22 protein-coding genes are annotated in these 20,872 nt (G+C 62.5%); 13 read left to right on the plus strand and 9 right to left on the minus strand.

Features of this window, described 5'->3' with window-relative positions; translation table 11 throughout:
- Positions 1-2 precede the first annotated feature (2 nt).
- Positions 3-821, plus strand: a complete 819-nt coding sequence (locus QX071_RS24680; RefSeq protein ID WP_315706111.1) for a helix-turn-helix transcriptional regulator — start codon at positions 3-5, stop codon at positions 819-821.
- A 66-nt stretch (positions 822-887) separates the two neighbouring features.
- Positions 888-1,565: a DsbA family oxidoreductase gene (locus QX071_RS24685; protein ID WP_315706110.1), complete on the plus strand. Its 678-nt coding sequence runs from the start codon at positions 888-890 to the stop codon at positions 1,563-1,565.
- A gap of 9 nt (positions 1,566-1,574) precedes the next feature.
- On the opposite strand, the gene QX071_RS24690 is transcribed toward QX071_RS24685, so the two are convergent.
- From QX071_RS24690 to QX071_RS24700, 3 genes are all read right to left on the minus strand, one after another.
- The gene (locus QX071_RS24690) at positions 1,575-2,759 is read right to left on the minus strand and encodes a GNAT family N-acetyltransferase (protein WP_315706345.1); all 1,185 of its coding nucleotides are present in this window, start codon (positions 2,757-2,759) and stop codon (positions 1,575-1,577) included.
- Positions 2,760-2,904: 145 nt separating this feature from the next.
- Complete coding sequence (locus QX071_RS24695) at positions 2,905-3,954, minus strand: HD-GYP domain-containing protein (protein WP_315706109.1); 1,050 nt, start codon at positions 3,952-3,954, stop codon at positions 2,905-2,907.
- 163 nt (positions 3,955-4,117) lie between these two features.
- Positions 4,118-4,552, minus strand: coding sequence for a hypothetical protein (locus QX071_RS24700; RefSeq protein ID WP_409977698.1), 435 nt, complete (start codon positions 4,550-4,552; stop codon positions 4,118-4,120).
- A gap of 372 nt (positions 4,553-4,924) precedes the next feature.
- Between QX071_RS24700 and QX071_RS24705 the strand changes: the two genes are divergently transcribed.
- Together QX071_RS24705 and QX071_RS24710 are read left to right on the plus strand one after the other, a co-directional pair.
- Positions 4,925-6,394 carry a caspase family protein gene (locus QX071_RS24705; RefSeq protein WP_315706108.1) on the plus strand — a complete coding sequence of 490 codons (1,470 nt, stop codon included), beginning with the start codon at positions 4,925-4,927 and terminating at the stop codon, positions 6,392-6,394.
- A gap of 122 nt (positions 6,395-6,516) precedes the next feature.
- On the plus strand, positions 6,517-6,750 hold the full coding sequence (locus QX071_RS24710; RefSeq protein ID WP_315706107.1) for a hypothetical protein: 234 nt from the start codon (positions 6,517-6,519) through the stop codon (positions 6,748-6,750).
- A 52-nt stretch (positions 6,751-6,802) separates the two neighbouring features.
- Here QX071_RS24710 and QX071_RS24715 read toward each other — a convergent pair whose 3' ends face one another.
- The 3 genes from QX071_RS24715 to QX071_RS24725 form a co-directional block, all read right to left on the minus strand.
- Entirely contained in the window at positions 6,803-7,978 is a 1,176-nt protein-coding gene (locus QX071_RS24715; RefSeq protein ID WP_315706106.1) for an aminotransferase class V-fold PLP-dependent enzyme, read from the minus strand.
- A 96-nt stretch (positions 7,979-8,074) separates the two neighbouring features.
- The gene (locus QX071_RS24720) at positions 8,075-8,329 is read right to left on the minus strand and encodes a PilZ domain-containing protein (RefSeq protein WP_315706105.1); all 255 of its coding nucleotides are present in this window, start codon (positions 8,327-8,329) and stop codon (positions 8,075-8,077) included.
- A gap of 219 nt (positions 8,330-8,548) precedes the next feature.
- Positions 8,549-8,989, minus strand: a complete 441-nt coding sequence (locus tag QX071_RS24725) for a PaaI family thioesterase (protein WP_315706104.1) — start codon at positions 8,987-8,989, stop codon at positions 8,549-8,551.
- Between the two features lie 319 nt (positions 8,990-9,308).
- Between QX071_RS24725 and QX071_RS24730 the strand changes: the two genes are divergently transcribed.
- Both QX071_RS24730 and QX071_RS24735 read left to right on the plus strand, forming a co-directional pair.
- Positions 9,309-9,602 (plus strand): hypothetical protein, encoded by a 294-nt coding sequence (locus QX071_RS24730; RefSeq protein ID WP_315706103.1) that lies wholly within the window; start codon positions 9,309-9,311, stop codon positions 9,600-9,602.
- Positions 9,603-9,737: 135 nt separating this feature from the next.
- The gene (locus QX071_RS24735; RefSeq protein WP_409977536.1) at positions 9,738-9,935 is read left to right on the plus strand and encodes a hypothetical protein; all 198 of its coding nucleotides are present in this window, start codon (positions 9,738-9,740) and stop codon (positions 9,933-9,935) included.
- A gap of 410 nt (positions 9,936-10,345) precedes the next feature.
- Here QX071_RS24735 and QX071_RS24740 read toward each other — a convergent pair whose 3' ends face one another.
- The 3 genes from QX071_RS24740 to QX071_RS24750 form a co-directional block, all read right to left on the minus strand.
- Complete coding sequence (locus QX071_RS24740) at positions 10,346-10,585, minus strand: DUF6894 family protein (RefSeq protein WP_315706101.1); 240 nt, start codon at positions 10,583-10,585, stop codon at positions 10,346-10,348.
- 189 nt (positions 10,586-10,774) lie between these two features.
- On the minus strand, positions 10,775-10,969 hold the full coding sequence (locus QX071_RS24745; RefSeq protein ID WP_315706100.1) for a hypothetical protein: 195 nt from the start codon (positions 10,967-10,969) through the stop codon (positions 10,775-10,777).
- Positions 10,970-11,825: 856 nt separating this feature from the next.
- On the minus strand, positions 11,826-12,608 hold the full coding sequence (locus tag QX071_RS24750) for an IclR family transcriptional regulator (protein WP_315706099.1): 783 nt from the start codon (positions 12,606-12,608) through the stop codon (positions 11,826-11,828).
- Positions 12,609-12,789: 181 nt separating this feature from the next.
- Between QX071_RS24750 and QX071_RS24755 the strand changes: the two genes are divergently transcribed.
- The 7 genes from QX071_RS24755 to QX071_RS24785 all read left to right on the plus strand — a co-directional run bounded on the left by QX071_RS24755 (position 12,790) and on the right by QX071_RS24785 (position 20,141).
- Positions 12,790-13,617 (plus strand): transporter substrate-binding domain-containing protein, encoded by an 828-nt coding sequence (locus QX071_RS24755; RefSeq protein WP_316172089.1) that lies wholly within the window; start codon positions 12,790-12,792, stop codon positions 13,615-13,617.
- A gap of 17 nt (positions 13,618-13,634) precedes the next feature.
- Entirely contained in the window at positions 13,635-14,351 is a 717-nt protein-coding gene (locus QX071_RS24760) for an amino acid ABC transporter permease (RefSeq protein WP_315706097.1), read from the plus strand.
- Positions 14,352-14,353: 2 nt separating this feature from the next.
- The gene (locus QX071_RS24765; protein ID WP_315741452.1) at positions 14,354-15,166 is read left to right on the plus strand and encodes an amino acid ABC transporter permease; all 813 of its coding nucleotides are present in this window, start codon (positions 14,354-14,356) and stop codon (positions 15,164-15,166) included.
- Complete coding sequence (locus QX071_RS24770) at positions 15,163-15,909, plus strand: amino acid ABC transporter ATP-binding protein (RefSeq protein WP_315706095.1); 747 nt, start codon at positions 15,163-15,165, stop codon at positions 15,907-15,909. The genes QX071_RS24765 and QX071_RS24770 overlap by 4 nt, the downstream gene beginning before the upstream one ends.
- A gap of 114 nt (positions 15,910-16,023) precedes the next feature.
- Complete coding sequence (locus QX071_RS24775; protein WP_315741450.1) at positions 16,024-17,340, plus strand: FAD-binding oxidoreductase; 1,317 nt, start codon at positions 16,024-16,026, stop codon at positions 17,338-17,340.
- A gap of 1 nt (position 17,341) precedes the next feature.
- On the plus strand, positions 17,342-18,790 hold the full coding sequence (locus tag QX071_RS24780; RefSeq protein WP_315807317.1) for an aspartate ammonia-lyase: 1,449 nt from the start codon (positions 17,342-17,344) through the stop codon (positions 18,788-18,790).
- A gap of 34 nt (positions 18,791-18,824) precedes the next feature.
- Positions 18,825-20,141, plus strand: coding sequence for an FAD-binding oxidoreductase (locus QX071_RS24785; protein ID WP_315706092.1), 1,317 nt, complete (start codon positions 18,825-18,827; stop codon positions 20,139-20,141).
- Positions 20,142-20,872: the final 731 nt, after the last annotated feature.

Genomic DNA, 20,872 nt, shown 5'->3' on the forward strand with positions numbered 1-20,872 from the left:
GCATGAACGCACACGCATCTCTGGCGCGCGCCGACCGCGCCAAGCCTGTTCATGTCGGCGAGCATTTGCGGCAGTGGCGGCAGCGGCGTCATTTGAGCCAGCTCGACCTCGCGCTCGACGCGGAAATCTCGGCGCGGCACCTGAGCTTCGTGGAAACCGGTCGCGCCGCGCCGTCGCGGGAGATGGTCCTCAAACTGGCGGAGCGACTGGACGTGCCCCTGCGAGACCGCAACGTGCTTCTGGTCGCAGCCGGCTATGCGCCGGCCTTTCCGCAGCGTTCGCTGGCGGACCCTGCGCTGACCGCGGCGCGCGAGGCCGTCGAGCTGGTGCTCAAAGCGCACGAGCCCAATCCGGCGCTTGCGGTCGACCGGCACTGGAATCTCGTCTCTGCCAATCGCATGGTCGCACCGCTGCTCGGCGGCGTCTCGCCACAGCTGCTCGGTCCTCCGGTCAACGTCTTGCGTCTTGCCTTTCATCCTGAAGGGCTGGCCCCGCGCACGGTCAATCTCGCCGAATGGTGCGGTCACCTGCTGGAACGGCTGCATCGTCAATGCGAGGCGACCGCCGATCCCGAGCTGCTCAAGCGGTACGAGGAACTGAGGACCTATCCGATTCCTGCACGATCGGGGCCGCTCGCGACTGACAATGTCGCGATCCCCTTGAGGCTACGGCATGGCGCGGACGTGCTGAGCTTCTTTTCGACCACCATGGTGTTCGGCACGCCGGTCGACATCACGCTGTCGGAACTGGCGCTCGAGACTTTCTTTCCGGCGGACGAATTGACCAGAGCGCAGCTGCGGGAGCTGGCGGCGAGCCTATAGCTCTGCTTGCGCTCGGCTGCAGCCGGCCTATCTTGGGCGGAGCACCCGAGCGCCGAGGATCCGCACATGGGCACGTCAACGAGTAGTCTGAAGCCGCTGGTGATCGACATCGTTTCCGATGTCGTCTGCCCCTGGTGCTATATCGGCAAGCGGCGGATCGAACAGGCGTTGCAACTGGTGCCGGACGTTCCGGTCGAGGTGCATTGGCGGCCGTTCTTCCTCAATCCCTGGGTGCCGCGCGAGGGGATCAGCCGCGAGCAGTATCTCACCACCAAATTCGGCTCGGTCGAGGCCTACAAGGGAATCGCCGGCCGGGTCGTCGCCGCTGCCGAGCAGGAGGGGCTGAGCTATCGGCCCGATCTCGTCGCGCGCCAGCCCAACACGATCGACTGCCATCGGCTCATTCACTGGGCCGGTGGAAGCGGCAAGGCGGCCGAGATGAAGCAGCGCTTGATGGAGCTGTATTTCCGCGACGGCGGTGACCTCACCGACATCAATGTTCTCGTGCAGGCCGCGGCCGATTGTGGGCTCGACGCAGGGGACGTTCGTCGTCGTCTTGCAAGTGAGGAGGACGTCGCGCTGGTTTCCGGACAGGCACAGGAAGCGGCGGAGAAAGGCATTTCCGGCGTGCCGACCTACGTGTTTGCGCAGAAATATGCCGTCTCAGGTGCGCAGGATCCGCAGCTCCTGGCCCGCGCCATCCGCCAGGTCTCGGCCGAGGTGAATGCGCAGGCGGCGGAGTAGGCGCTGCTTTCAGCGCCCTCGTGAGCTGCGCAGTGCGTGAACGCCGCGTCGGACGAGATCAAGCCCAGAGCGCCGCGCGAGCAGAGTGGCATGGATCAGGTCCACCACGGGATCGCGGGCGCGGAGCGGCAGCAGGATGTCGCCGATCGCAAGGCGCCCGCGCCAGATCGGATTGATCATCGGGTGATCGGGCCCGGCGGTGGAATCGACCGAGGTGATGGCGGGATCGGCGCAAAGATGCCGCGTGATCGCGATGGTGAGCTGCACGCCCGGAGAATATTTCGCATAGCGCTCATCGACGCCGAGCTTGAAGAAGAAGGCGCGATTCTGATGCCGTAGCACCACGCCTGCAGCTATGGCCGTGTCGCCGCTGCGCAAGGTCAGGATCTCGCACTGGCTGTTGGCGGCAAGGGCAGGTGCCGCACGGCGGATGAAGGCCGCGTCGCCTTCGTGCTGGATCAGCGCGGTGCCGCGCCGGCCTTTCCAGCCGCTGGCTTCCAGCCTCAGGAAGTTCTCGAGTGCGGGCGCCACCTGCTGCGGCGTGCGGGCAACCTCGAAGCTGACGGGGCCATGCTCCGCCAGCCGATGATGCTGCCGCCGCAACTCCTTGAGCTTCTTGGGCCCCAGCGCCTCGCGCAAGACGGCTTCGCCATCACCGCCGGCATCGAGGCACGCGCGCAAATGCGATTGCAGGGGCCGTGGTGCCAGGCTCTCGCGAGCCGATGCCGCCGTGATCGCTTGCATGACTGGGCCTTCAAGAGCCACATCGCGCAGCAGCAATGCCCGCGCGCCGGCCTGCCGCGCCGCCTGCAGCAGACCGGTGATTGCAGTGTCGATCACGTCGCGATCGATGAGCGGGGTACATAGCGTGCCGTAGGGATGGCCGCTCACCAGCACGGGCAGGGGCAGCTTGTACGCGCGCCACATGGAGGTGACCGGCATGAGCCCGATCAGGCGCGTGGTCGAGCCACCGCTCCAGGCGCATAGTGCCGACGTGCCGGTCCGGCCACGCGCGGAGCCGTTCACGGCGATGTGCCAGTCCGGAAGATAATAGCCGTTAGGCTCTACCATCCGACTGCAGAGCGCGCGCCACTCGTCGAGCGGAACGGTGCTGAGCGGCAGCAAGGTGTTCCCGAGGGTGGATGCTCGTTGTGAACCGCTAGCCTCGGTGCGCGGTCGCTCACAGACCGGCATTCGATCGATTACCTCGGCCACGTCCAAATCCCCTGCCAACCACATCCCTTGTGAGCGATGCTATCCCAGAGCTGGCAACAGAGACTTGCAGTTTGCCTGCAATTTGAGCGGTCGTGTTAACCGTCGGTGCTACGCCGGCCGAATTTCACCGCGCCAGCGCGACCTCGCGAAACGCGCCGACCAGCGGCATCTCCAGCTTTCCCTCCATGCTCTGGAGAATCTCGTAGGCTTTCTCGCGTGGCATGGCCGGCTTGTAGATGCGATACTCGATCAGCGCCGCGAAGATGTCCGAGATAGTCAGAATGCGGGTCAGATCCGAAATGCTCGCATCGCACAGCCCGTCCGGGTAGCCGCTGCCATCGAGAAATTCATGATGGTGCCTGACGACATCAAGCATCTCCGGCGTGATGGCAGCGTTGCCCTTGAGTGCGTCGTAGCCGGCAGCGGGGTGGGTTTCGACCAGCGCTCGTTCGTTGCTGTCGAGGCGACCGGGCTTGTCGAGGATCGCGAGCGGAATCCTAGCCTTGCCGATGTCATGGAACATCGCGGCCATGTAGAGGCGTTCGAGGTCGTAGTTTCGGACGCCGAGGCTCAAACCGAAATCGACCGCGATGCCGGTGACCAAGAGGCAGTGCTGATAGGTGCCTTCGTGATGGCGACGGACGTTGGCGAGCCACTCGGCCAATCCGTTCTCTGCAACGCAATCGGCGATGCGTTTGCCGGCGCGCCGCGTCTCCTCGACGTCGATCTCGCCGCCGCTCAGGACGGCCGCGAACATCGAGGCAATGCAGGTGGCACCGGCGAACGCCGCTTGCCGTCCGCCGTCCTGTGTGATGCTTGGCGCAAGCGACGATGGCCGGAGATCCAGCAGCTTGCTCAACAGCTGGTTACGGGTCGGCGTGCTGGACATCACGCTCGTCGCACCGAGCGCATAGGCCTGAACGGTAGATAGCCGCGACTTGTGGTCGGTGAGGAATATCCGTTTCGGAATGCGCGACAGCTGATCGGAGATTTCCTTCAGCGCCGTGATGTTGTCGACGCTTCGCAGATCTGCGGCGACAACGAGGGAGTCGATATTGCGGCCGCTTACATGCGCGCCATCAAGCAATTCGGATGTCAGCGAACAACGATCTTCCAGCATGCCACGAAGCACGGCGAGCTTGGCTACGTCGTCGCTCACGAGATGAATGTTCATGAAGAATCTGACCAGCCCGTCATATACATTTTGATATACGGAGGGGATGGTGCCGAAGATTCGTTAAATTTGCGCGGAGGGGTAAATCGCCGAGCGACGGCACGCGTTAATAGGAAGGTAAGGTTTTTGGGCCGGAGCGGTAATTCCGGCCGCGCGCCTGATCCTATTTGGTTGGCAGAAGCGGCGTGAAGGATTCGGACACGCAATTATCTTCGTTACCGACGCGACGCCGGTCCTTGATCCCGTCCTCTGTGATGAGGAGCCGGTAGGTCTGCGAGCCGAGCGGGGTCCCCGTCGCCGATGTCAGGTCGGCTCGAACGCACGCTGTCCAGCCGTCACCGCGGACGGCGCGATGCGGCTCGGAGACCCGCATGTTGCGCGGATAGGAACTGGCGAGAAAGATGCTGTCGAGGTTGGTGTTGACCAGGCGTTTGACATCAGGCGCCGGCTCGGGTCGCGGCGGGTCCGGCTCCCGGGCTCGCATGAACGCCGGAACGGACGCCCGGCTGTCGGCGGTGCCGCATCCGGAGAGCGTCAATGCCAACGCTGTCCATGCGATGGCCGTCATCAACGCCGAATGAGGGACCGCCGGCTGCACTGGCAAGCTAATGCTCCGCTTTCGAAGCTCGCATCGGCTCGCGGTAGGCTCGTTTGCGAGCTTCGGAATCGGAAAACCCATTGATTGCAGTATGGTTTTGATTGAACTCCGAGGGAGAGGGCATCGAGAACCGACCGGACATTCAACTGCGCTGCGCTGGTCCACGCATCTGCGCAGAGCCTATCCATGATCGCGGCGAAGACCCGGCCGGAGCGATCAACATTTGCTGATCGTGCGAACCCTGCCGCTCACCGTTTCGTGCCGACGAGCCGACTGTGCACCACCTCACATAGCCACCGACCGCCATGAACCAGGATCGGAATTGTTCCGACCAAAGCGCAACGAGGGTCATCGACGAGCAAGGAGATCGCCATGTTTCGCCAGCTGCTGTGTGTCGCCCTCGCTGTCGGCGGATTGTTGGTCGGTGCGAAGCCGGCCGCGGCCGAAAATCGATTGGCGCTGGTGATCGGGCAGTCCGCCTATCGTGCAGTGACGGCATTACCCAATCCGGCCAACGATGCCAAAGCCATGGCGCAATTGCTGACCGATGCCGGATTCGATGTGACGGCTGCTGCCGACCTGTCGCAGCGGGATATCAACAGGCAGGTCGGCGACTTTGCCGCGAGGGTCGCAGCGAAGGGGCCGGATACGGTGGCGCTCGTGTTCTATGCCGGGCATGGCCTGCAGATCGACGGAGAGAACTATCTGATCCCGGTGGATGTCGATCCGCAGCGTGAGGCGGACATTCCGCTGCAGGCGGTACGGCTCAACGACGTGCTGAATACCTTGAACTCGGTGCCGAGCCGGATGCGCATCCTGCTGCTCGACGCCTGCCGCAACAATCCGTTCCCGGCGCTCAATCAGACCGCGGGCCATGGCCTCGCGCTGGTGGACGCCAAGACCGGCGCACCCGGCACCTTCCTGTCCTATTCGACCTCGCCCGGAGCGGAGGCAGAGGACGGCAGCGGTAGCAACAGCCCCTATACAGCGGCGCTGCTCAAGGCCGCGCGGGAGCCGGGCCTTCCGATCGAGGAGACGTTCAAGCGGGTGCGTGTCGCCGTCAACAAGGAGACCGAGGGACGACAGACGCCATGGGAGTCCTCGTCTCTGACCGAGGATTTCCGCTTCATCGCCGCCACCGATGCGTCCGCGGCGAATGCCGCACCAAAGCTCGTGACAGCCAAGCTGAGTGTGGAGGAATGGCGGCGGACATTGCAGGGCAGGCCGGTCGAGCTCGCCCATGAGATGATCGTCGGCGACGGCAGCGTGGAGGCCTATGAGGCCTTTGTCACCTTGTATACCCAGCCACCGTTTGGACCGCAGGCCCGCGCCTGGCTCGATCTTCACAACCGGATGGCCGCGTGGAATGAGGCCGTGCTGATCAATACGGTGGCATCCTATCAGGCCTTTCTTGGCCGCTATCCCGAGAGCGATCTCACACCGACTGCGCGGAAATTGATCGAACGCTTACGCAACCGTCCTGTCGTGACGCCCGTAGCGGCGGTTGCCAGCACGTCGGTCGGGAGCACGGCACCTCAGGGGAGTCCCTCGATTGCACCGACCAATGCAGCGATCGGTCCCTGTTCAATGCCGCCCAGAAACAACGGGACAAATAAGGTCGAAGAAAAGCCTTCAAAGAAGCACGAGGCGAATCCGCCCCGGCGCGCAAGCCGTACGCCACATGTCCGCGACTTTGAGGATGTCGTGGTCTATGAGCCTCCGGTTCGCCAATATTACGCTCCGCCCGTTCGCGTGCCGCCGGTTGGCATCGGGATTGGTGGCGTATATGGCGGCGGCTACGGGCGCATCCCGCCACATTTTCCTAGCCGGCGTGACTATTAGCATATGTGGTCGTTGGCCGTTTTTTGACGGCGGCCGCCTCGGGAATCCCCGCCATGCAATATGCCGTTGCCCTGGAGGCGATAACGGGTAAGTTCGTCCGCATACGAGGGACGGAGCGTGCGATGAGAATCGTGCTGATTGCGGTGCTGGTCTGGCTCGTGGCCTGGCCGGCGCAGGCGCAGATGGGCGGCGGCAGACGGTCTCGCGGCGGCGATCAGCGCAGCAGCGAGCTGAAGAAACCGCAAATCGATGAGGGCGCCTACAAGGCGGCACTCGAGCGCATCCCGGAACCGAAGGAAAAATACGATCCCTGGAGTGGGGCGCGGCCGTCACAGCCGGACAAGAAGCAGAAGTAGCTACAGAAGCGGCCTGAGGAGTAGCAGTCCACTTGGTGCCACCGACACGGGCCTAATCTGTGCGCGCTTGGGTTTGCACAATCCTGGCGATCTCATCGGCACATCGGGCGAGGTCGTCGTTCGTTGTATAGATGTGAGGCGCGATCCGCGCGATCTTGTCGAGGCCGCGGGATTCGAGCTCCCAGCGCGCATAGTCGGGGCCGATCGATGCAATGGCGATATCTCGTGTCGCGAGTGCATGAACGAGCGCGTCGGCGGGAATTCTTGCATGATGGAGCGTCAGAAAGGCGCGATCACCGTGTTCACTTTCGAAGATCTGAAATCCTGGCACGGCGTGCAAGGCTGTCTCCAGGCGGCTGAGCTTATCGGCGAGATCGGCGCGAACACCGGCCACGCCGATCCCGTTCAGCTCCTGTAGCGCGGCACGCAGGCCGAGGCGTCCGGCCGCCGAGAATTCCCAGGTTTCGAACCGCCGTGCATCCTCCCGCAGCCGGAAGGTGTCGTTGGGTTGCCAGCTTCCTGCAATCTGGTCCAAGACAGGGGGCGCTCCGAGACGCCGCATTGCGCGGCCCGACAGTGCCATCATGGCTTGACCGCGTCCGCCTCTCAGCCATTTCCTGGCCGGCGCGACCATGACATCCGCCGATACACCGGGCAGCGTGACATCGAATTGTCCAACGGCCTGTGCGCCATCGACGAAATAGAGGCAATGCTCCGGGCGCGGCAGGGCGCCGAGCGCCGCCACCGGTTGCAGCGCTCCGAAACTGCTGGCGACTGCGGACACGCAAATAGCGGCCGTGCTGTCGTCGATCAGCGATGCAGTGCGCTCGACATCGATGAGTCCGGATGTGGACATCGGCAGACGGATGATCTCGGCGCCGCTCGCTTGCGCACGCTGCAGCACGTTCAGGATGTTGCCGCCCCAATCGTTGCGTGCGAGCAGAATGCGGTCGCCGCGCTCGAGGGGCATCGATGCGAAGGCGAGCGCCCAGAGCCGACTGGTCTGCTCGCCGAATGCGAGATGATGCGGCTCAACGCCAAGCAAACGCGCCGCGAGCAGGCGCGTCTCATCGAGCGCCGTTCCCGCTTCCTGCATAGCCCAATGTGCGCCGCGCCGGCGCTCGAGGTGGAGATGCGATGTGATCGCCGCGGTCACACTCTCCGGCATCAAGCCGGCTCCGGCGGCGTTCAGATGGACGATGTCGGTGCTGGCCGATCGGATCGTCATCGGGGCATCGCTCCGTGATCGCGTCCCGCGCTTATGGGCCCGATGACATCAGCCCTGGTCTGACCTGTCGATCGTCTGCAAACGTCCGCCGCGAACTCAGTCGAACGCTATCCCGATCCGCTTGTCGTGACTCCACACCGCGTGGCAGCGGCGGGTGAACTTGTCGGCCGGGATCACCAGGGTGAAGATTTCAGGCAGACCGACCGGGGTGACGACTTCGACGCGAGCGCCCGTGTCGGAAAGGTTGCGCACCATGCAATCGACGGCGCCGCCGCCGTCGAAGGCAAGCCGACCTTGTTTGAGCACCCGGTGGCGAGGCGCAATGCGTTTGTCCGTCGTGATGTCGCTCATGGCCGTAACCGATCTGATATCACCGCCTTCACTTCAAAATGTACCTAAAAGTACTGCGAAACTGTTTCGTGCAGATGAACGCAATACCATTCACCGCTGGCGCCACGGTTTACGCACCGTTAACGATGATGCTCGTGATCCGGCGCCAACATTCGCATCCCCCTTCAGGAAACACGTTTTCGGATGTCGGGCCATGGATCCGAAAGTGCACCAGGAGCCTCACAGCATCGCGAATGCGCTCGAGACCATCGCGACCGGCTTGGCATCGGCAGCGCTTGTGAGCGTCACCCGGCCGAAACTCATGGTACGGCCAAGGCGCACCACACGTGCGTCGGCCAGTACGTCGGAGGAGGCGACCGCACGCATGAAATGCGTGGTCTGATCGACCGTCGTCATCGGGCGGTAGCCGCGATTAGCCGCGACCATGGCAATCACCATCGCAGTGTCGGCAAACGCCATGAGCGCCTGGCCGCAGACCACACCATTGTCGCGGCAGAGCCGTTCGGAGAAGGGTAGGCGCAGGATTGCGCCGGGCTCCTGCCCATCTGCAAGCACGATGCTTTCGACCGACAGCGCCAGCTCTTTGATCCAGGGGGCGAATACGTCGTCGAGGACACGTCGTGCATCCTCGATGCGGAAAGCTGAACTCTCGTGCGGCATGGTGGGCGATCCTCCGATATTCGCTGGGTGGCGTCGAGAACGTGTGATCGAGCAGTATGCCGCAGACGCTCGGCTTGAAAACGCCGGAGTTGTCACTCTATGATCGCAAGCCGGGACGGGTACGCGTAAGGGTTTGCACGCCGTATCGGGTTATCGCCGTGTCGCCCGTAGTCTTGGTTTCAATGGCCCGGGTGCAGAAGCGGGGATCGACGAGCGCCGGGCCGAATGCAGGCGGGCGGGTCGTCTTCAGCCATAGGTCCGCGCTTGGCGGCAGAGCAGGCGGTGCTATAAAACGGCCGAGGCTTTAAGGGAGCATGCGATGAAAAAGCTTGGTTTGGCGGTCACCGTTGCAGTGTTGACGGCATGGATCCTGCCCGCTGCCGCGCAGATGCCGAACATCAATCTGCTCGCGGATAGCCCTTCGAAGACCGATGAGGAAAAGGAAGCCGATGCGGCCCGGGAGAAGGCCTACAAGGAGACCTTGAAGAAGATTCCAAACGCCCAGACGAGCTCAGATCCATGGGGTGGGGTGCGCGCGGCTGATGCGCCGAAAAGCCCGGCGGTGAAGACCACCACCGCCGCCAAGAAGAAGATGGGCGCCAGCGCCAACTGAACCAGTTCCGGGCTTCTGCAGGCAGCGAACGATCTTACTTCCGACTCGGATTCGACCAGCTCTTGTCTATATTAACAGGGGAGGCGTGTACGGAGGTCGTGAGTGAGATTGCGTCCACGAGATCTCGCCAGTCGGATGGCCGCCCGGCGCAAGGGCGGCGATGGCTACGTGCGTGATACATTCATGCTGCCGCGCGAGGCAGCCCGCGCCAAGGCTCGCGAATACCTCAGCCGATATCCCAAGGCAGGCTATATGAGTGCTGTCGAAAGCTGGCGGGAATTGCCGGACGGCACCATCGAATTCACCATGCGGCGGCTGCCCAATGCGGATTAGATCCGATCGGCGTCAGGAAACATCCGGACGTGGTTCGTTTTCTCCGAGGAGCTTCCGGGTGTGACGGTTGATGAAATGAAGCCGGGTGCAGGCCTTGCAGACCACGGTTTCATACGAGGTCGGATCGCCGGCCTTAGACTCTTCCAGCCAATGCTGCACGTTCATCCCGGTCCGGGGACATTTAAAGATCAGATTACCCATCTTTTGGGATAAGTCGGCCAGGATCGGACCGAATGTGTTGATCTAGATCAAGGTTCTGCGGTCCGCGCATCCGCCCTCGGACATGCACATTCAAATCGGTCGTGGAATCAACGGTTTGTCAGTACCCCTCGGTTCCGAAATTTGCAGGCACGCTTGCCCGGCCCGGATCCGATGCGAATGGCGGAATCGGAAGGCGCTGGGCGGTCGGATCAGGCTCGGTCGAGAGATTCGGCCACGATCCGGATACGGAACACCGGCTGTTTGGCCTCGTCGAGCAGCTCCATCTGCCATTCGGAATTTTCGGCAAGCTTGCGCGAGATGCTGCTCGCCATGTCGGCGCAGACGGTGGTCATCTCTTTCCAGGCAGCATTGCGATCGGGACATTCGGTCCCATATTCCGAGACCCCCGAATAGCAGCCGTTTCGAATACGAAAAAAATAGAGCGGCATTCCAAAACCGGTGAGCCGTGACCGCCCCAGGCCGCTGGGTTAATCCACGAATGCCGGACAATGGAGGCGCAAACAGCGCTCAGATCAATTCCGGGAAAATACGGTTGATCCGTTCAGCTTTTGGTTGCGGAGTGCGAGCCGTTCTGCCGAATTTAGCTGCCGTCGATATGGCGCCGGTTGGCGCCGAATTCATTCGCTTTCCGTGATCCGCAGCAATCCATCGCCTGTGACGACGGGAGCATTGTCGGCAATGGCGACATAGCCCAACGTCACCAGCCTGGTCACATGAGCCTGCGGTACGCTGGATTTGGATTCGCCGACTGCGATCTCGAGCAGTGATGCAAATTCTTCAGGCGTGAGCAGAGGAGGGGTATGGACAGTCATCGTTCAACTGGAGGCGTTCACGAGGTCGCGGAGCGGCAACCGATATGGCCATTGCAGCCGCTTCAGCGGAGCAATGTCAATCCATATGGCGCGCCGATCTGCGGCTGACGGACGCTGCAGTGACATGCGAAGGTGACTCGTGTCGTCCGGTTGCCACAGGCCGCGATACCCTCGCGCAAAAGTGACCGAGCCTCGGACCGCCGCGGGCCGAGGCTCGGCGTCAACGTCGTAGCTCCCTTTTCAAGGGCAGTTCGGCAATGACGACATAATTCTAGTGCGGGCTGTTCAACCACACCTTGAGTCAGGTCAAAGCAGTTCGCGTCCCCGGAAACACACGGAGATGCACGGCGTCAGCCGTTCTCGTCGGAGATTCGTTCCGGAGCGACCGTCAGCCGATATGCAACCTCGGTTGCGCCGTCGACCACTTCGAGAAGCTCGCCGCAAAGCGGGCACCTGATCTCGCCGGCGCTTCCGGTCTGCGACTGAAGCTCGATCCGGCGGAAGCCTGCCTTGCAACTGGGGCAGATCACATCGTCTGTTCGCATACGTCAATTAAGCGCAGTCCCGCTTGGCTATTCCGGGGTGCTGGCCGTGTGACCACCTTTTTTTGCTCGTCGTGTCGGACCTCAATGATCGAGCATCCTGTTGTGGTGGTTCGAAGCTGTACCTTCGTCAAAAGCCCGGCGTTGCAGCCAGGGCTTCCTTCGCGCGGAGGGAGTTCAGGGCCTTGCATTTAGAACATTGCGCGTCGCGCGGCTTTGAAGTCGAAGTTCCGATGGTGAGCGTGCGATCGAATTGATCGGAGCTTCAGGCTCGCCACCGCAGAGGTCGTCGTAAGTTTCCCGCTCCACACTTCCTATTGACCGACGATCGCGTCGATCTCCTCCTTCAGGAGCGAAGCGTAGTGTTCGACGACGCCTGGCGCCAGCTTCGCGCAGAGAAACGTGAAACTGAGGGCGGCGCCCGGCTTTTCGCCCGGCGTCATGATCGGCATCCCTATCCCCGCAATGCCAGGAATAAGTTCACCGATGTCGACCGCGTATCCGCGCCGGCGTGTATCGCTGATCAATTGTCGAACCTTGTCCTCTGTGAGATCGCGATAGGACGCGTAGCGCTGGAGGTTGGCGCGGATGATGTAGTCCTGCTCGTCCCCGTCGAGGAAGGCGAGCATCGCGATCGAGCCCGGACCGACGCCGAGGGGCACGGCACCGCCGATCGATCCCGTCAGTGTCGGTACGATGCACTCGCCGTCACGCCGGTCGAGACAGACCGAATCGTGGTTGAAGCGGGTCATCAGATGGGTCGTGTCGCCGGTGCGGCGCCTCAGGCGGGTCAGCGCGACCTCGCAACGGCTGATGAGGCCGGGGCCGCGGGCTGCGCGCAGACCGTAAATGGCCATGCGCGCGCCAAGCCGGTAGCGCCGCTTCTTGTCATCGCGGGCCAGCAGTTTGTGGCCGACCAGCGTGTTGAGGATGCGATGGCAGGTGGCCGTGTTGAGCCCGGAGCGGGCTGTCAGCTCTTTGAGTGAGAGGCCCTCGACCCCGCCGTCGGCGACAAGGTCCAGCAAGATGATTGCGCGGTCAAGGAGTTGCGCTCCTCCGGACGGCGAATGGTCGGCTCTCGGCACAGAAGTTCTCATATTATGAAAAATTTTCTTCTGGTAACTTGTATAATGAGAAATTTATGCCTTCAATGATGAAAAATAGGTCGCCACAAAGAATTGCATAAATTCTGGGCGATCCGCGCATCCGCAAAGCTGATGGCTGAAGCGGCGCTGTCGCAACAGCGCCGGCAGGTCATCATTGACCCACGGGGACCAAATGACGAACCTCAAAACGATAGGTGTTTCGGCTCTTGCGCTCGTCGCCCTTCTTGTCGATGGCGCCGCCATGGCCGGCACGCTCGATGACATCAAGGCGCGCGGCAAGCTCGTCGTCGGCGTCAAGAATGACTACGCGCCGTACGGCTATCTGAACGACAAGGGCGAAGTGGTCGGCTTCGAGGTCTCGCTCGCGAAATACGTCGCCAAGGAGTTGCTCGGCTCGGAGGACAAGATCGAACTCGTGCCGGTCGTCGCCGCCAACCGCATCGAATTCCTGACCGCCGGCCGCATCGATGCGATCTTCGCGACGCTCGGCGTCACCGCCGAGCGCGGCAAGGTGATCGACTTCACGACGGAATATGTCTCCGCCGCGGGCCCCTCGGTTCTGATGGCCAAGGAGGCCACGATCTCCAAGTGGGAGGATCTGAAGGGCAAGCAGGTCTGCGGCATCCAGGGCTCCTACTACAACAAGAAAATGACCGAGGAATTCGGCATCAATCTCATCGCCTTCAAGACGCAGCCGGAAGCCTATCGTGCGCTGAAGGACAATCGCTGCATCGGCTTTGTTTTCGACGATATGACGCTCCAGCAGAAGCTCAAGGAGGCCGACTGGACGAACTACAAGATCGCGGTTGCGCCCTATGAATTCCAGCCGATGGCCGGCGGTCTCCGCAAGGGAGATGCGACATTTCGCGAAGCTGTCGACAAGGCCATCGGGAAGGCCGAGGCCGAAGGCAAGCTGATCGCGTGGGAAACCGAATTCGGCATGCCGCATTCCGCTTACATCGCCGAGCGGGCCAAGGCTGCGGCCGCGAAGAAGAACTGACCGACGCGGAGCGACCCTTGTTCGGTCTCGACTATTCCTGGCTTGCCGACTCGACATACCAGCATTGGCTGCTGACCGGGGTCGTCAACACTCTGAAGCTGGCGGCGCTCTCATCGAGCGTCGCCATGCTCATCGGCATCCTCGGAGCCTTTGGCCTCACGCTGCGGATATTCTGGCTCGACGCTTTGATCGAGCTGTTCGTGGAAGTGTTTCGAAATACGCCGCCGCTGTTGCAGATGCTGTTCGCCTATTTCACCCTGTCTACCCTTGGCCTGCGGGTGATCGACCCTTCGACGGGATTATCGGTTCCGCTTCTCAGCGCGTTCGCTTGTGCCGCGATGTCGCTCAGCCTGTTCGGTGGAGCGCTGGCCATAGAGACGTTTCGCTCAGGCATCGAAACTATGCCCCGGTCGATTGTCGAGGCCGCGCGGTCGTTGGGGTACGGCCGATGGGCCAGGTTCTGGCGCATCGAGGCACCGATCGCGACCCGCATCTGCCTGCCGGGGCTGACCAACATCCTGACGAATCTGTTCAAGACGACATCGCAGGCATCCGTCATCACGGTGCCGGAGCTGATGTACTACGCCGGACAGATCTATAACGACACGTTCCGCACGCTGGAGGTCATGATCCTCGTGCTCCTCATCTATGTCACGCTCGTGTCCATCTTGACATTCGCAATGGCGAGGCTCGAAGCCTTCATGGCCTTTCCCGGTTACGGAAAGGGGCACTGATCGTGGGCTACACGTTTTCCTACGAGCAAAAGAAGCGCGCCGTTCTGTTGCTGATCGCCTTGGCTGTGGTGGTCTGGGTCGGAATCGATGCCGCGGCGGGCGGCTCGGCGTATTGGGCGCGGGTGCTGATGCGGCTTCCTCTGCTTCTGACAGGCTCCGGCAGCGGCTGGCCGGTGACAGGCGGCTTTGCGCTCAACATTCTCGTCTCCATCGCAGCGATGGCGCTGGCGACGGTCCTCGGTACGATCATCGGCATTGCCACGCTGTCCAAGTTCGGATTGGTCCGCATCCCTTCCTTGCTGGCGATGAATTTCCTGCGCAATGCGCCCTGGCTCGTTCTGCTCTTTGCGATGCTCTACATCCTGCCGTTCGAGATCCACGTCTTCGGCTGGATCGTTCCTTTCCCGCCTTTTGTGAAGGCAGTGATCGGTCTTGCGCTGCCGACCGCGGCGAATTTCTCCGAAGTGATCCGAGGCGCCGTCCAGTCCATCCACAGCGGACAGTGGGAGGCAGCGCGCTCGCTCGGCTATACCACCGGCCAGATCTATCGCCACGTGATCATGCCGCAGGCGCTGCGGCGCATGATCCCAGGTTGGATGAATCTCTACGCGTTGGTGATGATCGCAACCGCGCTTGCGACGGTGACCGGCATCCAGGATGTCCTGACCATCCTCAACACCTCGCTCGCGATCGAGAGCGAGCGTGTGATCGTATACTTCTATCTGACCATTCTCTTCCTGTTCTTCGCCTATTGTTATCCCATCGCGGCCGTCGCGCGCCGGCTGGAACGTGCCGTGAAAGGAGACAATCTATGAGTCGTTGCGGTGCTTTGATCGAAGTCGACGACATCAAGAAGTCGTTCGGCGACGTTCCGGTCCTCAAGGGCATCTCGATGTTCGTGCAAAAAGGCGAGGCGGTCTGCATCATCGGCCCCTCCGGGTCGGGGAAGTCCACCATCTTACGCTGCATCAACGGCCTGATCCCGGTGGACCAGGGCTTTGTCCGCGTCGGCGCACACCGCGTGCACGAAATGAAGTCGGAGAGGGCGATGCGGGCGCTACGGCGTCAGGTCGCGATGGTGTTCCAGCAATACAATCTCTTCCCGCACCGTACGGCATTGGAAAACATCATGATGGCGCCGATCCAGGTGCTCGGCCACGATCGGGCCGAAGTCGAGGATCGGGCCCGCAAACTCCTGAAGAAAGTGCGGCTCTTGGAGAAGGCGGACAGCTATCCCGGGCAGCTTTCCGGAGGCCAGCAGCAGCGGGTGGCGATCGCCCGTGCGCTCGCGATGCAGCCGGAGGTGATCCTGTTCGACGAGGTGACGGCCGCACTCGATCCCGAAACGGTGAAGGACGTGCTCTGGACCATCCGCGAACTCGTGGACGACGGCCTGACCTGCATCCTCGTGACTCACGAAATGAAATTCGCGCGGGAAGTCTCGCACCGCGTTTGCTTCACCGATCATGGATTGATCGTGGAAAGCGCGCCTCCGGCAGAACTCTTCGACAATCCGCAGGACCTTCGCACGCGTGAATTTCTCGGTCAGGTTCTCTGATCGCACCGCCGGGCCGGACGAACGCCGTCCGGCCCGGCGCAGTCGACGTTCCGGGAGTGGCTCCGTGCTCCATCCTACGTTCAATGAAAGGCGAGCCGCACGGCTCGATGCATCATGGCCCGTTTCGAAGATATCTACGCCAAGGACTTCAAGGAGGCGCCGTATTGGTGGGAGGCCGCTGAGCCAGAGACCGATCTCGATCCGTTGCCTGCGCGCGCCGACGTCGTGGTCATAGGTTCGGGCTATGCCGGCCTGAACGCGGCGACGCATCTGGCACGCGCCGGCCGCTCGGTCGTTGTCATCGACGGTGACCGGATCGGCGAGGGGGCCTCGACGCGGTCGGGCGGCATGGTGTCGAGTGGCCAGAAGCTGGTTGTCGGCGGCGCGATCCGGGGCATCGACCCCGCGCTGTTCTTGCGCCTGATCGGCGAGAGCAACGAGAGCTTCGACTATCTGAAAATGTTGGTCGAGACGGAAAAACTGGATGCGGGCCTTGCGCTGACCGGCCGCTTTTTCGGCGCCCATGCCGCTGGCGACTACGACATCCTGAAGCGGCATGGCACGCTGCTGGCGGAGAAGACCGGCGTCACGGTCCATTTCCTCGATCGCGCGCATCAGCGGGCCGCCATCGGCTCGGACTATTATCATGGCGGCATGGTGATCGACCAATATGGCGGTCTCCATCCGGGCAAATATCACAAGGCAATGCGGGACCGCGCGCGTGCGGCCGGCGTCATGCTGCGATCGCATGCGCGAGCTGGCATCGTGCAGGACGGGCGGCCGGGAGAAAAGATCGTGCCGACGGCAAGGGGCAGCATCCGCGCTGCCCACGTCGTCGCCGCGACGAACGGCTACACCGCAGCCGATGCCACGCCCGGTCTCGCCAGGCGCATCGTGCCGGTCAAGAGCTATCAGATCGCCACCGAGCCGCTCCCCGCAGATCTGTTGGCCGAGCTCATACCGCAGGCTCGCATGGTGTCCGACACGCGCCGCGATCTCATCTATGCACGGCCGTCGCCCGATGGAACGCGGCTTCTCTTCGGCTCGCGCCCGGGCATCTTCGATATGCCGGACAGGCTTGCTGCGAAGCGGCTTTATGCGCGCATGCTGGCGATCTGGCCGCAGCTTGCGGGCGTCAAGATCACCCATGCCTGGAGCGGACGCGTCGCCATGACCGTCGACAAGATCGCCCATCTCGGCGCGCGGGACGGGACGGATTTTGCGGCCGGCTGCAACGGCAACGGTGTCGCGCTGATGACCTATCTCGGTTACCAGACGGCGCGGAAAATTCTCGGCCAGCAGAACATGCCATCGGCATTCGACCGGGAGACGTTTACGGCCGTGCCCCTCTACTCGGGCAGGCCATGGTTCGTACCGTTTTTCGCGGGCTGGTATCGGTTGCGCGATTTGTTCGATCGGCCGGGGCGCTGAGATGGACGAGCCCGCCACTTCAGTCCGCCTGGAAGAGGACGCGCTTGGTACGCGTCTCATTCCCGATGATCTCGCCTATGGAATCCAAACGGTGCGGGCGGTCGAGAACTTCTCGATTTCCGGACGATCCATCGCCGATATCGAGGGGTTCGTTGCCGCGATCATCACGATCAAGCAGGCCGCGGCACGCGCCAACCGGCGCGCCGGCAATCTGGATGGGCGAATTGCCGAGGCGATCGACCGGGCCGCATCGGAGTATGCCGGTGCCATCAGGCGTGCGGATTTCCCCGTCGACATCTATCACGGCGGCGGCGGTACGGCCGCCAACATGAACGTCAACGAAGTCCTGGCGAACCGGGCGAGTGAAATCCTGACCGGGCGCAGGGGGCCGGATCCCGTTCACCCGAACACCCATGTGAACATGGGGCAATCCACGAACGATGTCATTCCCTCGGCCATGAAGATGGCGTTGGGTGGAGAGCTCGCCGCGTTGCGCGCCACACTGACCGGTCTTGTCGAAGCGCTTTCTGCAAAGGAGGAGGCATTCGCCGGCGTCGTCAAGCTGGCGCGCACCTGCCTGCAGGATGCTCTGCCGGTCATGCTCGGGCAGCAGATCTCGGGATATCGCGCGGCGCTCGAGCGCCAGATCGTGGATCTTGCCGGGCTCGAGGCCTCCTGCCTTCGGCTGCCACTCGGTGCGACGGCGGTTGGAACTGGCTTCGGTGCCTCGACGGGCTATCGTGCGGCGATTTTCGACGAGCTCGCTGTCCTGACCGGCAAGCGCTACGACGCGGAACAGGATCTGTTCGATGCACTTCAGAACGCGGATCACTGGGTGCACGTCTCTGCCGCTCTGAAGGCGACCGCGCTGGTCCTGTCGAAACTGTCGGCCGACTTGCGGCTGATGTCCTCCGGACCGAGGGCTGGTCTTGGGGAGATCGTGCTCCCTGCCGTGCAGCCCGGCTCTTCCATCATGCCCGGTAAGGTGAACCCCGTGATGCCGGAAATGATGATGCAGGTCGCGTTTCGCGTGATCGGTAACGATGCGACGGTGACACGCGCCGCGGAGGGCGAACTGGATCTGAACGTCTGGGAATCTATCATTCTCGAAGCGCTCAGCGAGTCCATCCGCCTGATGCGCCGCGCCGTGCCGCTGTTCGTCTCCAACTGCGTGGTGGGAATCGCGGCGAATGTCGAGCGCTGTCTCGCCGATGCGTCCGGCTCGCTTGCGCTTTCGACCGCACTTGCGGCGATCTACGACTATCCGACGGCCTCCGCGATCGCAAAGCATGCGGCCAAACACGGCCTGTCGATTCGGGATGCCGCGATCGCCCAAGGTCTCATGAGTGAGGCGGAGGCAGCTCTCCTTTTCGGAGACGTCTCTGCCTACACAGACCCTGAGCGGACCGAGCGCCTGATTGCCCATTTCAGGGCTGGACGGCGCACCTGATCCATACCGCCTTGTTCGTTTCCAGGAGGACGACGTGTCTAGAATTATTCCCGAGCTTGTCGTGACGCCGCAGGAACTGCCGGCGAAGGTGGATGTCGTCGTCATCGGCGGCGGCATCATCGGCGTATCCACCGCGCTGTCGTTGGTCGAGCGCGGCGTGAGCGTCGCCTTGTGCGAAAAGGGATTGATCGCTGCGGAGCAGTCGGCGCGAAACTGGGGCTGGGTACGTCAGATGGGGCGCGATCCGGCCGAGCTGCCGCTCGCCATCGAAAGTCTCCGGATCTGGCGCGGCATGAATGCGCGCATCGGCGGCGAGACGGGTTTCCGGCAGGCTGGAATTGCATATCTCTGCGACACGGACGCCGATGTTGCGATGTATGAGGATTGGCTGAAACATGCCAAGCAGCTCGGCCTCGACTCCCGTCTTGTCAGAGGTGAGTCTTTGAAGGCGCTCATGCCCGGAATGGCGAAATCCTTCCGCGCTGCCTTGCATACGCCGAGCGACGGCAAGGCTGAGCCGTTCATCGCGGCCCCGGCCATTGCCCGCGGCGCGGCCGCCAAGGGAGCGCACATCCTCACCAATTGCGCTGTCCGTACCATCGAACGATCGGCGGGCAGGGTGAGCGGCTGCGTCACCGAGCGCGGCGAGATCCGCTGTTCGTCGGTCGTTCTTGCGGGAGGCGCATGGTCGCGTCTCTTCGCCGGCAACATGGGTATCGATCTTCCTGTCCTGAAGATTCTCGGCAGTGTCGCCCGTGTGTCAGCGGTCGAAGGTGTTCCTGATTTCGCCGTCGGTGCCGGCAACTTCGCCTTCCGCCGTCGCCTCGACGGCGGCTTCACCGTTGCCCAGCGGAACGCGAACATCGCGCCGATCACGCCGGACAGCTTCCGTCTGTTCCGCGACTACACGCCGACTCTCATCAAGAGCTGGAGGGAGCTGACGCTTCGCATCGGCGGACAATTCTTTCGCGAACTGTCGATGGCCCGAAGCTGGAAAAGCGACGAGGTGACGCCTTTCGAACAGGTCCGCATTCTCGATCCCGATCCGTCGTGGCGACTGGTCCATGGCGGCCTCAGCCATCTGAGCGAAGCCTTCCCAGCGTTCCGCGGCGCCAAGGTTACGCAGATGTGGGCAGGCCTCATGGACGTCACGCCCGATGCCGTTCCGGTCATAGCGCCGGTCGGTTCAGTTCCTGGCCTTCATATCGCGACCGGCTTTTCCGGTCATGGCTTCGGCATCGGTCCCGGAGCTGGTGCGTTGATGGCTGATCTGGTGACGGGATCGACGCCTTGCGTCGACCCCGCACCCTTCCGTTTGGAACGCTTTAGGCGCTTGCAGAAGGCGGCCTGATTTCCGCAAGACCGCCCAAATCATCGGAACGTCACATTCGCTGCATGAGCCGCTCGCGCAGAAGTTGCCTAGACGGTAGCCAAGCGATGTTTGCGGTGTGGACGTCCGACACCGTGGTCGTGTTGCGGGCTGTTGCGAGCGCCGGGTCCGTGCGGCCTGCGAGTAGCGGCGTCCGGCTTCGGCGCCGCCCCCGCACCGAGCGAAAGCAGGTTGTTGGTTCGCGTGGCAGGCTTCGCCGCCGAACTCCATTCGCGCGGGAGAATTGTGGACATGGTTTGCGGCTGCCTAAACGGGTAGCGTTTGCATGCGAACAAAAGCGGAAGCTCGGCCGGAACTTCGTTCTTCTCAGGAGAACCACGGGCGATCTAAACGGGAAACTCTTGATCGCTTGTTCGTGCGGGTTGTGGCAGGGACGAGATCTGTTGAGAAGACCAATGCTCGCCATGAGTGACTTAGTTGGAGATCACACGCTCTAATGCGCGCAGCGGCTGCGCTTCATGTCACATCGTGTCATAATTCACAGCGCTTATGGCGATGATCAATTATTAGTTGTGTCTTCGTGGCGTGAGCTTTGCGCCGGTGCGGCGAAATGAAGTTCCGATCAAGTCGTTGCCGCACTCTCGTCATCGGAATTTCAAACTGAAGGCCGCATTCGGAGCGGAGCGAGGGAAGGCGGCTGCTTCGATCCCGCTCGCGAGCGAGATCGCGCGCGAGCGTCGGCGGCGGGCAAG

The organism is Bradyrhizobium sp. SZCCHNS1022, assembly GCF_032484835.1.
Classification (GTDB): Bacteria; Pseudomonadota; Alphaproteobacteria; order Rhizobiales; family Xanthobacteraceae; genus Bradyrhizobium.

Bases quoted from the DNA above. Each gene is read 5' to 3' on its own strand.
- QX071_RS24680 (WP_315706111.1), top strand. From the start codon at position 3: ATGAACGCACACGCATCTCTGGCGCGCGCCGACCGCGCCAAGCCTGTT.
- QX071_RS24685 (WP_315706110.1), top strand. From the start codon at position 888: ATGGGCACGTCAACGAGTAGTCTGAAGCCGCTGGTGATCGACATCGTT.
- QX071_RS24690 (WP_315706345.1), bottom strand. From the start codon at position 2,759: ATGCCGGTCTGTGAGCGACCGCGCACCGAGGCTAGCGGTTCACAACGA.
- QX071_RS24695 (WP_315706109.1), bottom strand. From the start codon at position 3,954: ATGAACATTCATCTCGTGAGCGACGACGTAGCCAAGCTCGCCGTGCTT.
- QX071_RS24705 (WP_315706108.1), top strand. From the start codon at position 4,925: ATGTTTCGCCAGCTGCTGTGTGTCGCCCTCGCTGTCGGCGGATTGTTG.
- QX071_RS24710 (WP_315706107.1), top strand. From the start codon at position 6,517: ATGAGAATCGTGCTGATTGCGGTGCTGGTCTGGCTCGTGGCCTGGCCG.
- QX071_RS24715 (WP_315706106.1), bottom strand. From the start codon at position 7,978: ATGACGATCCGATCGGCCAGCACCGACATCGTCCATCTGAACGCCGCC.
- QX071_RS24720 (WP_315706105.1), bottom strand. From the start codon at position 8,329: ATGAGCGACATCACGACGGACAAACGCATTGCGCCTCGCCACCGGGTG.
- QX071_RS24725 (WP_315706104.1), bottom strand. From the start codon at position 8,989: ATGCCGCACGAGAGTTCAGCTTTCCGCATCGAGGATGCACGACGTGTC.
- QX071_RS24730 (WP_315706103.1), top strand. From the start codon at position 9,309: ATGAAAAAGCTTGGTTTGGCGGTCACCGTTGCAGTGTTGACGGCATGG.
- QX071_RS24735 (WP_409977536.1), top strand. From the start codon at position 9,738: ATGGCCGCCCGGCGCAAGGGCGGCGATGGCTACGTGCGTGATACATTC.
- QX071_RS24740 (WP_315706101.1), bottom strand. From the start codon at position 10,585: ATGCCGCTCTATTTTTTTCGTATTCGAAACGGCTGCTATTCGGGGGTC.
- QX071_RS24745 (WP_315706100.1), bottom strand. From the start codon at position 10,969: ATGACTGTCCATACCCCTCCTCTGCTCACGCCTGAAGAATTTGCATCA.
- QX071_RS24750 (WP_315706099.1), bottom strand. From the start codon at position 12,608: ATGAGAACTTCTGTGCCGAGAGCCGACCATTCGCCGTCCGGAGGAGCG.
- QX071_RS24755 (WP_316172089.1), top strand. From the start codon at position 12,790: ATGACGAACCTCAAAACGATAGGTGTTTCGGCTCTTGCGCTCGTCGCC.
- QX071_RS24770 (WP_315706095.1), top strand. From the start codon at position 15,163: ATGAGTCGTTGCGGTGCTTTGATCGAAGTCGACGACATCAAGAAGTCG.
- QX071_RS24775 (WP_315741450.1), top strand. From the start codon at position 16,024: ATGGCCCGTTTCGAAGATATCTACGCCAAGGACTTCAAGGAGGCGCCG.
- QX071_RS24780 (WP_315807317.1), top strand. From the start codon at position 17,342: ATGGACGAGCCCGCCACTTCAGTCCGCCTGGAAGAGGACGCGCTTGGT.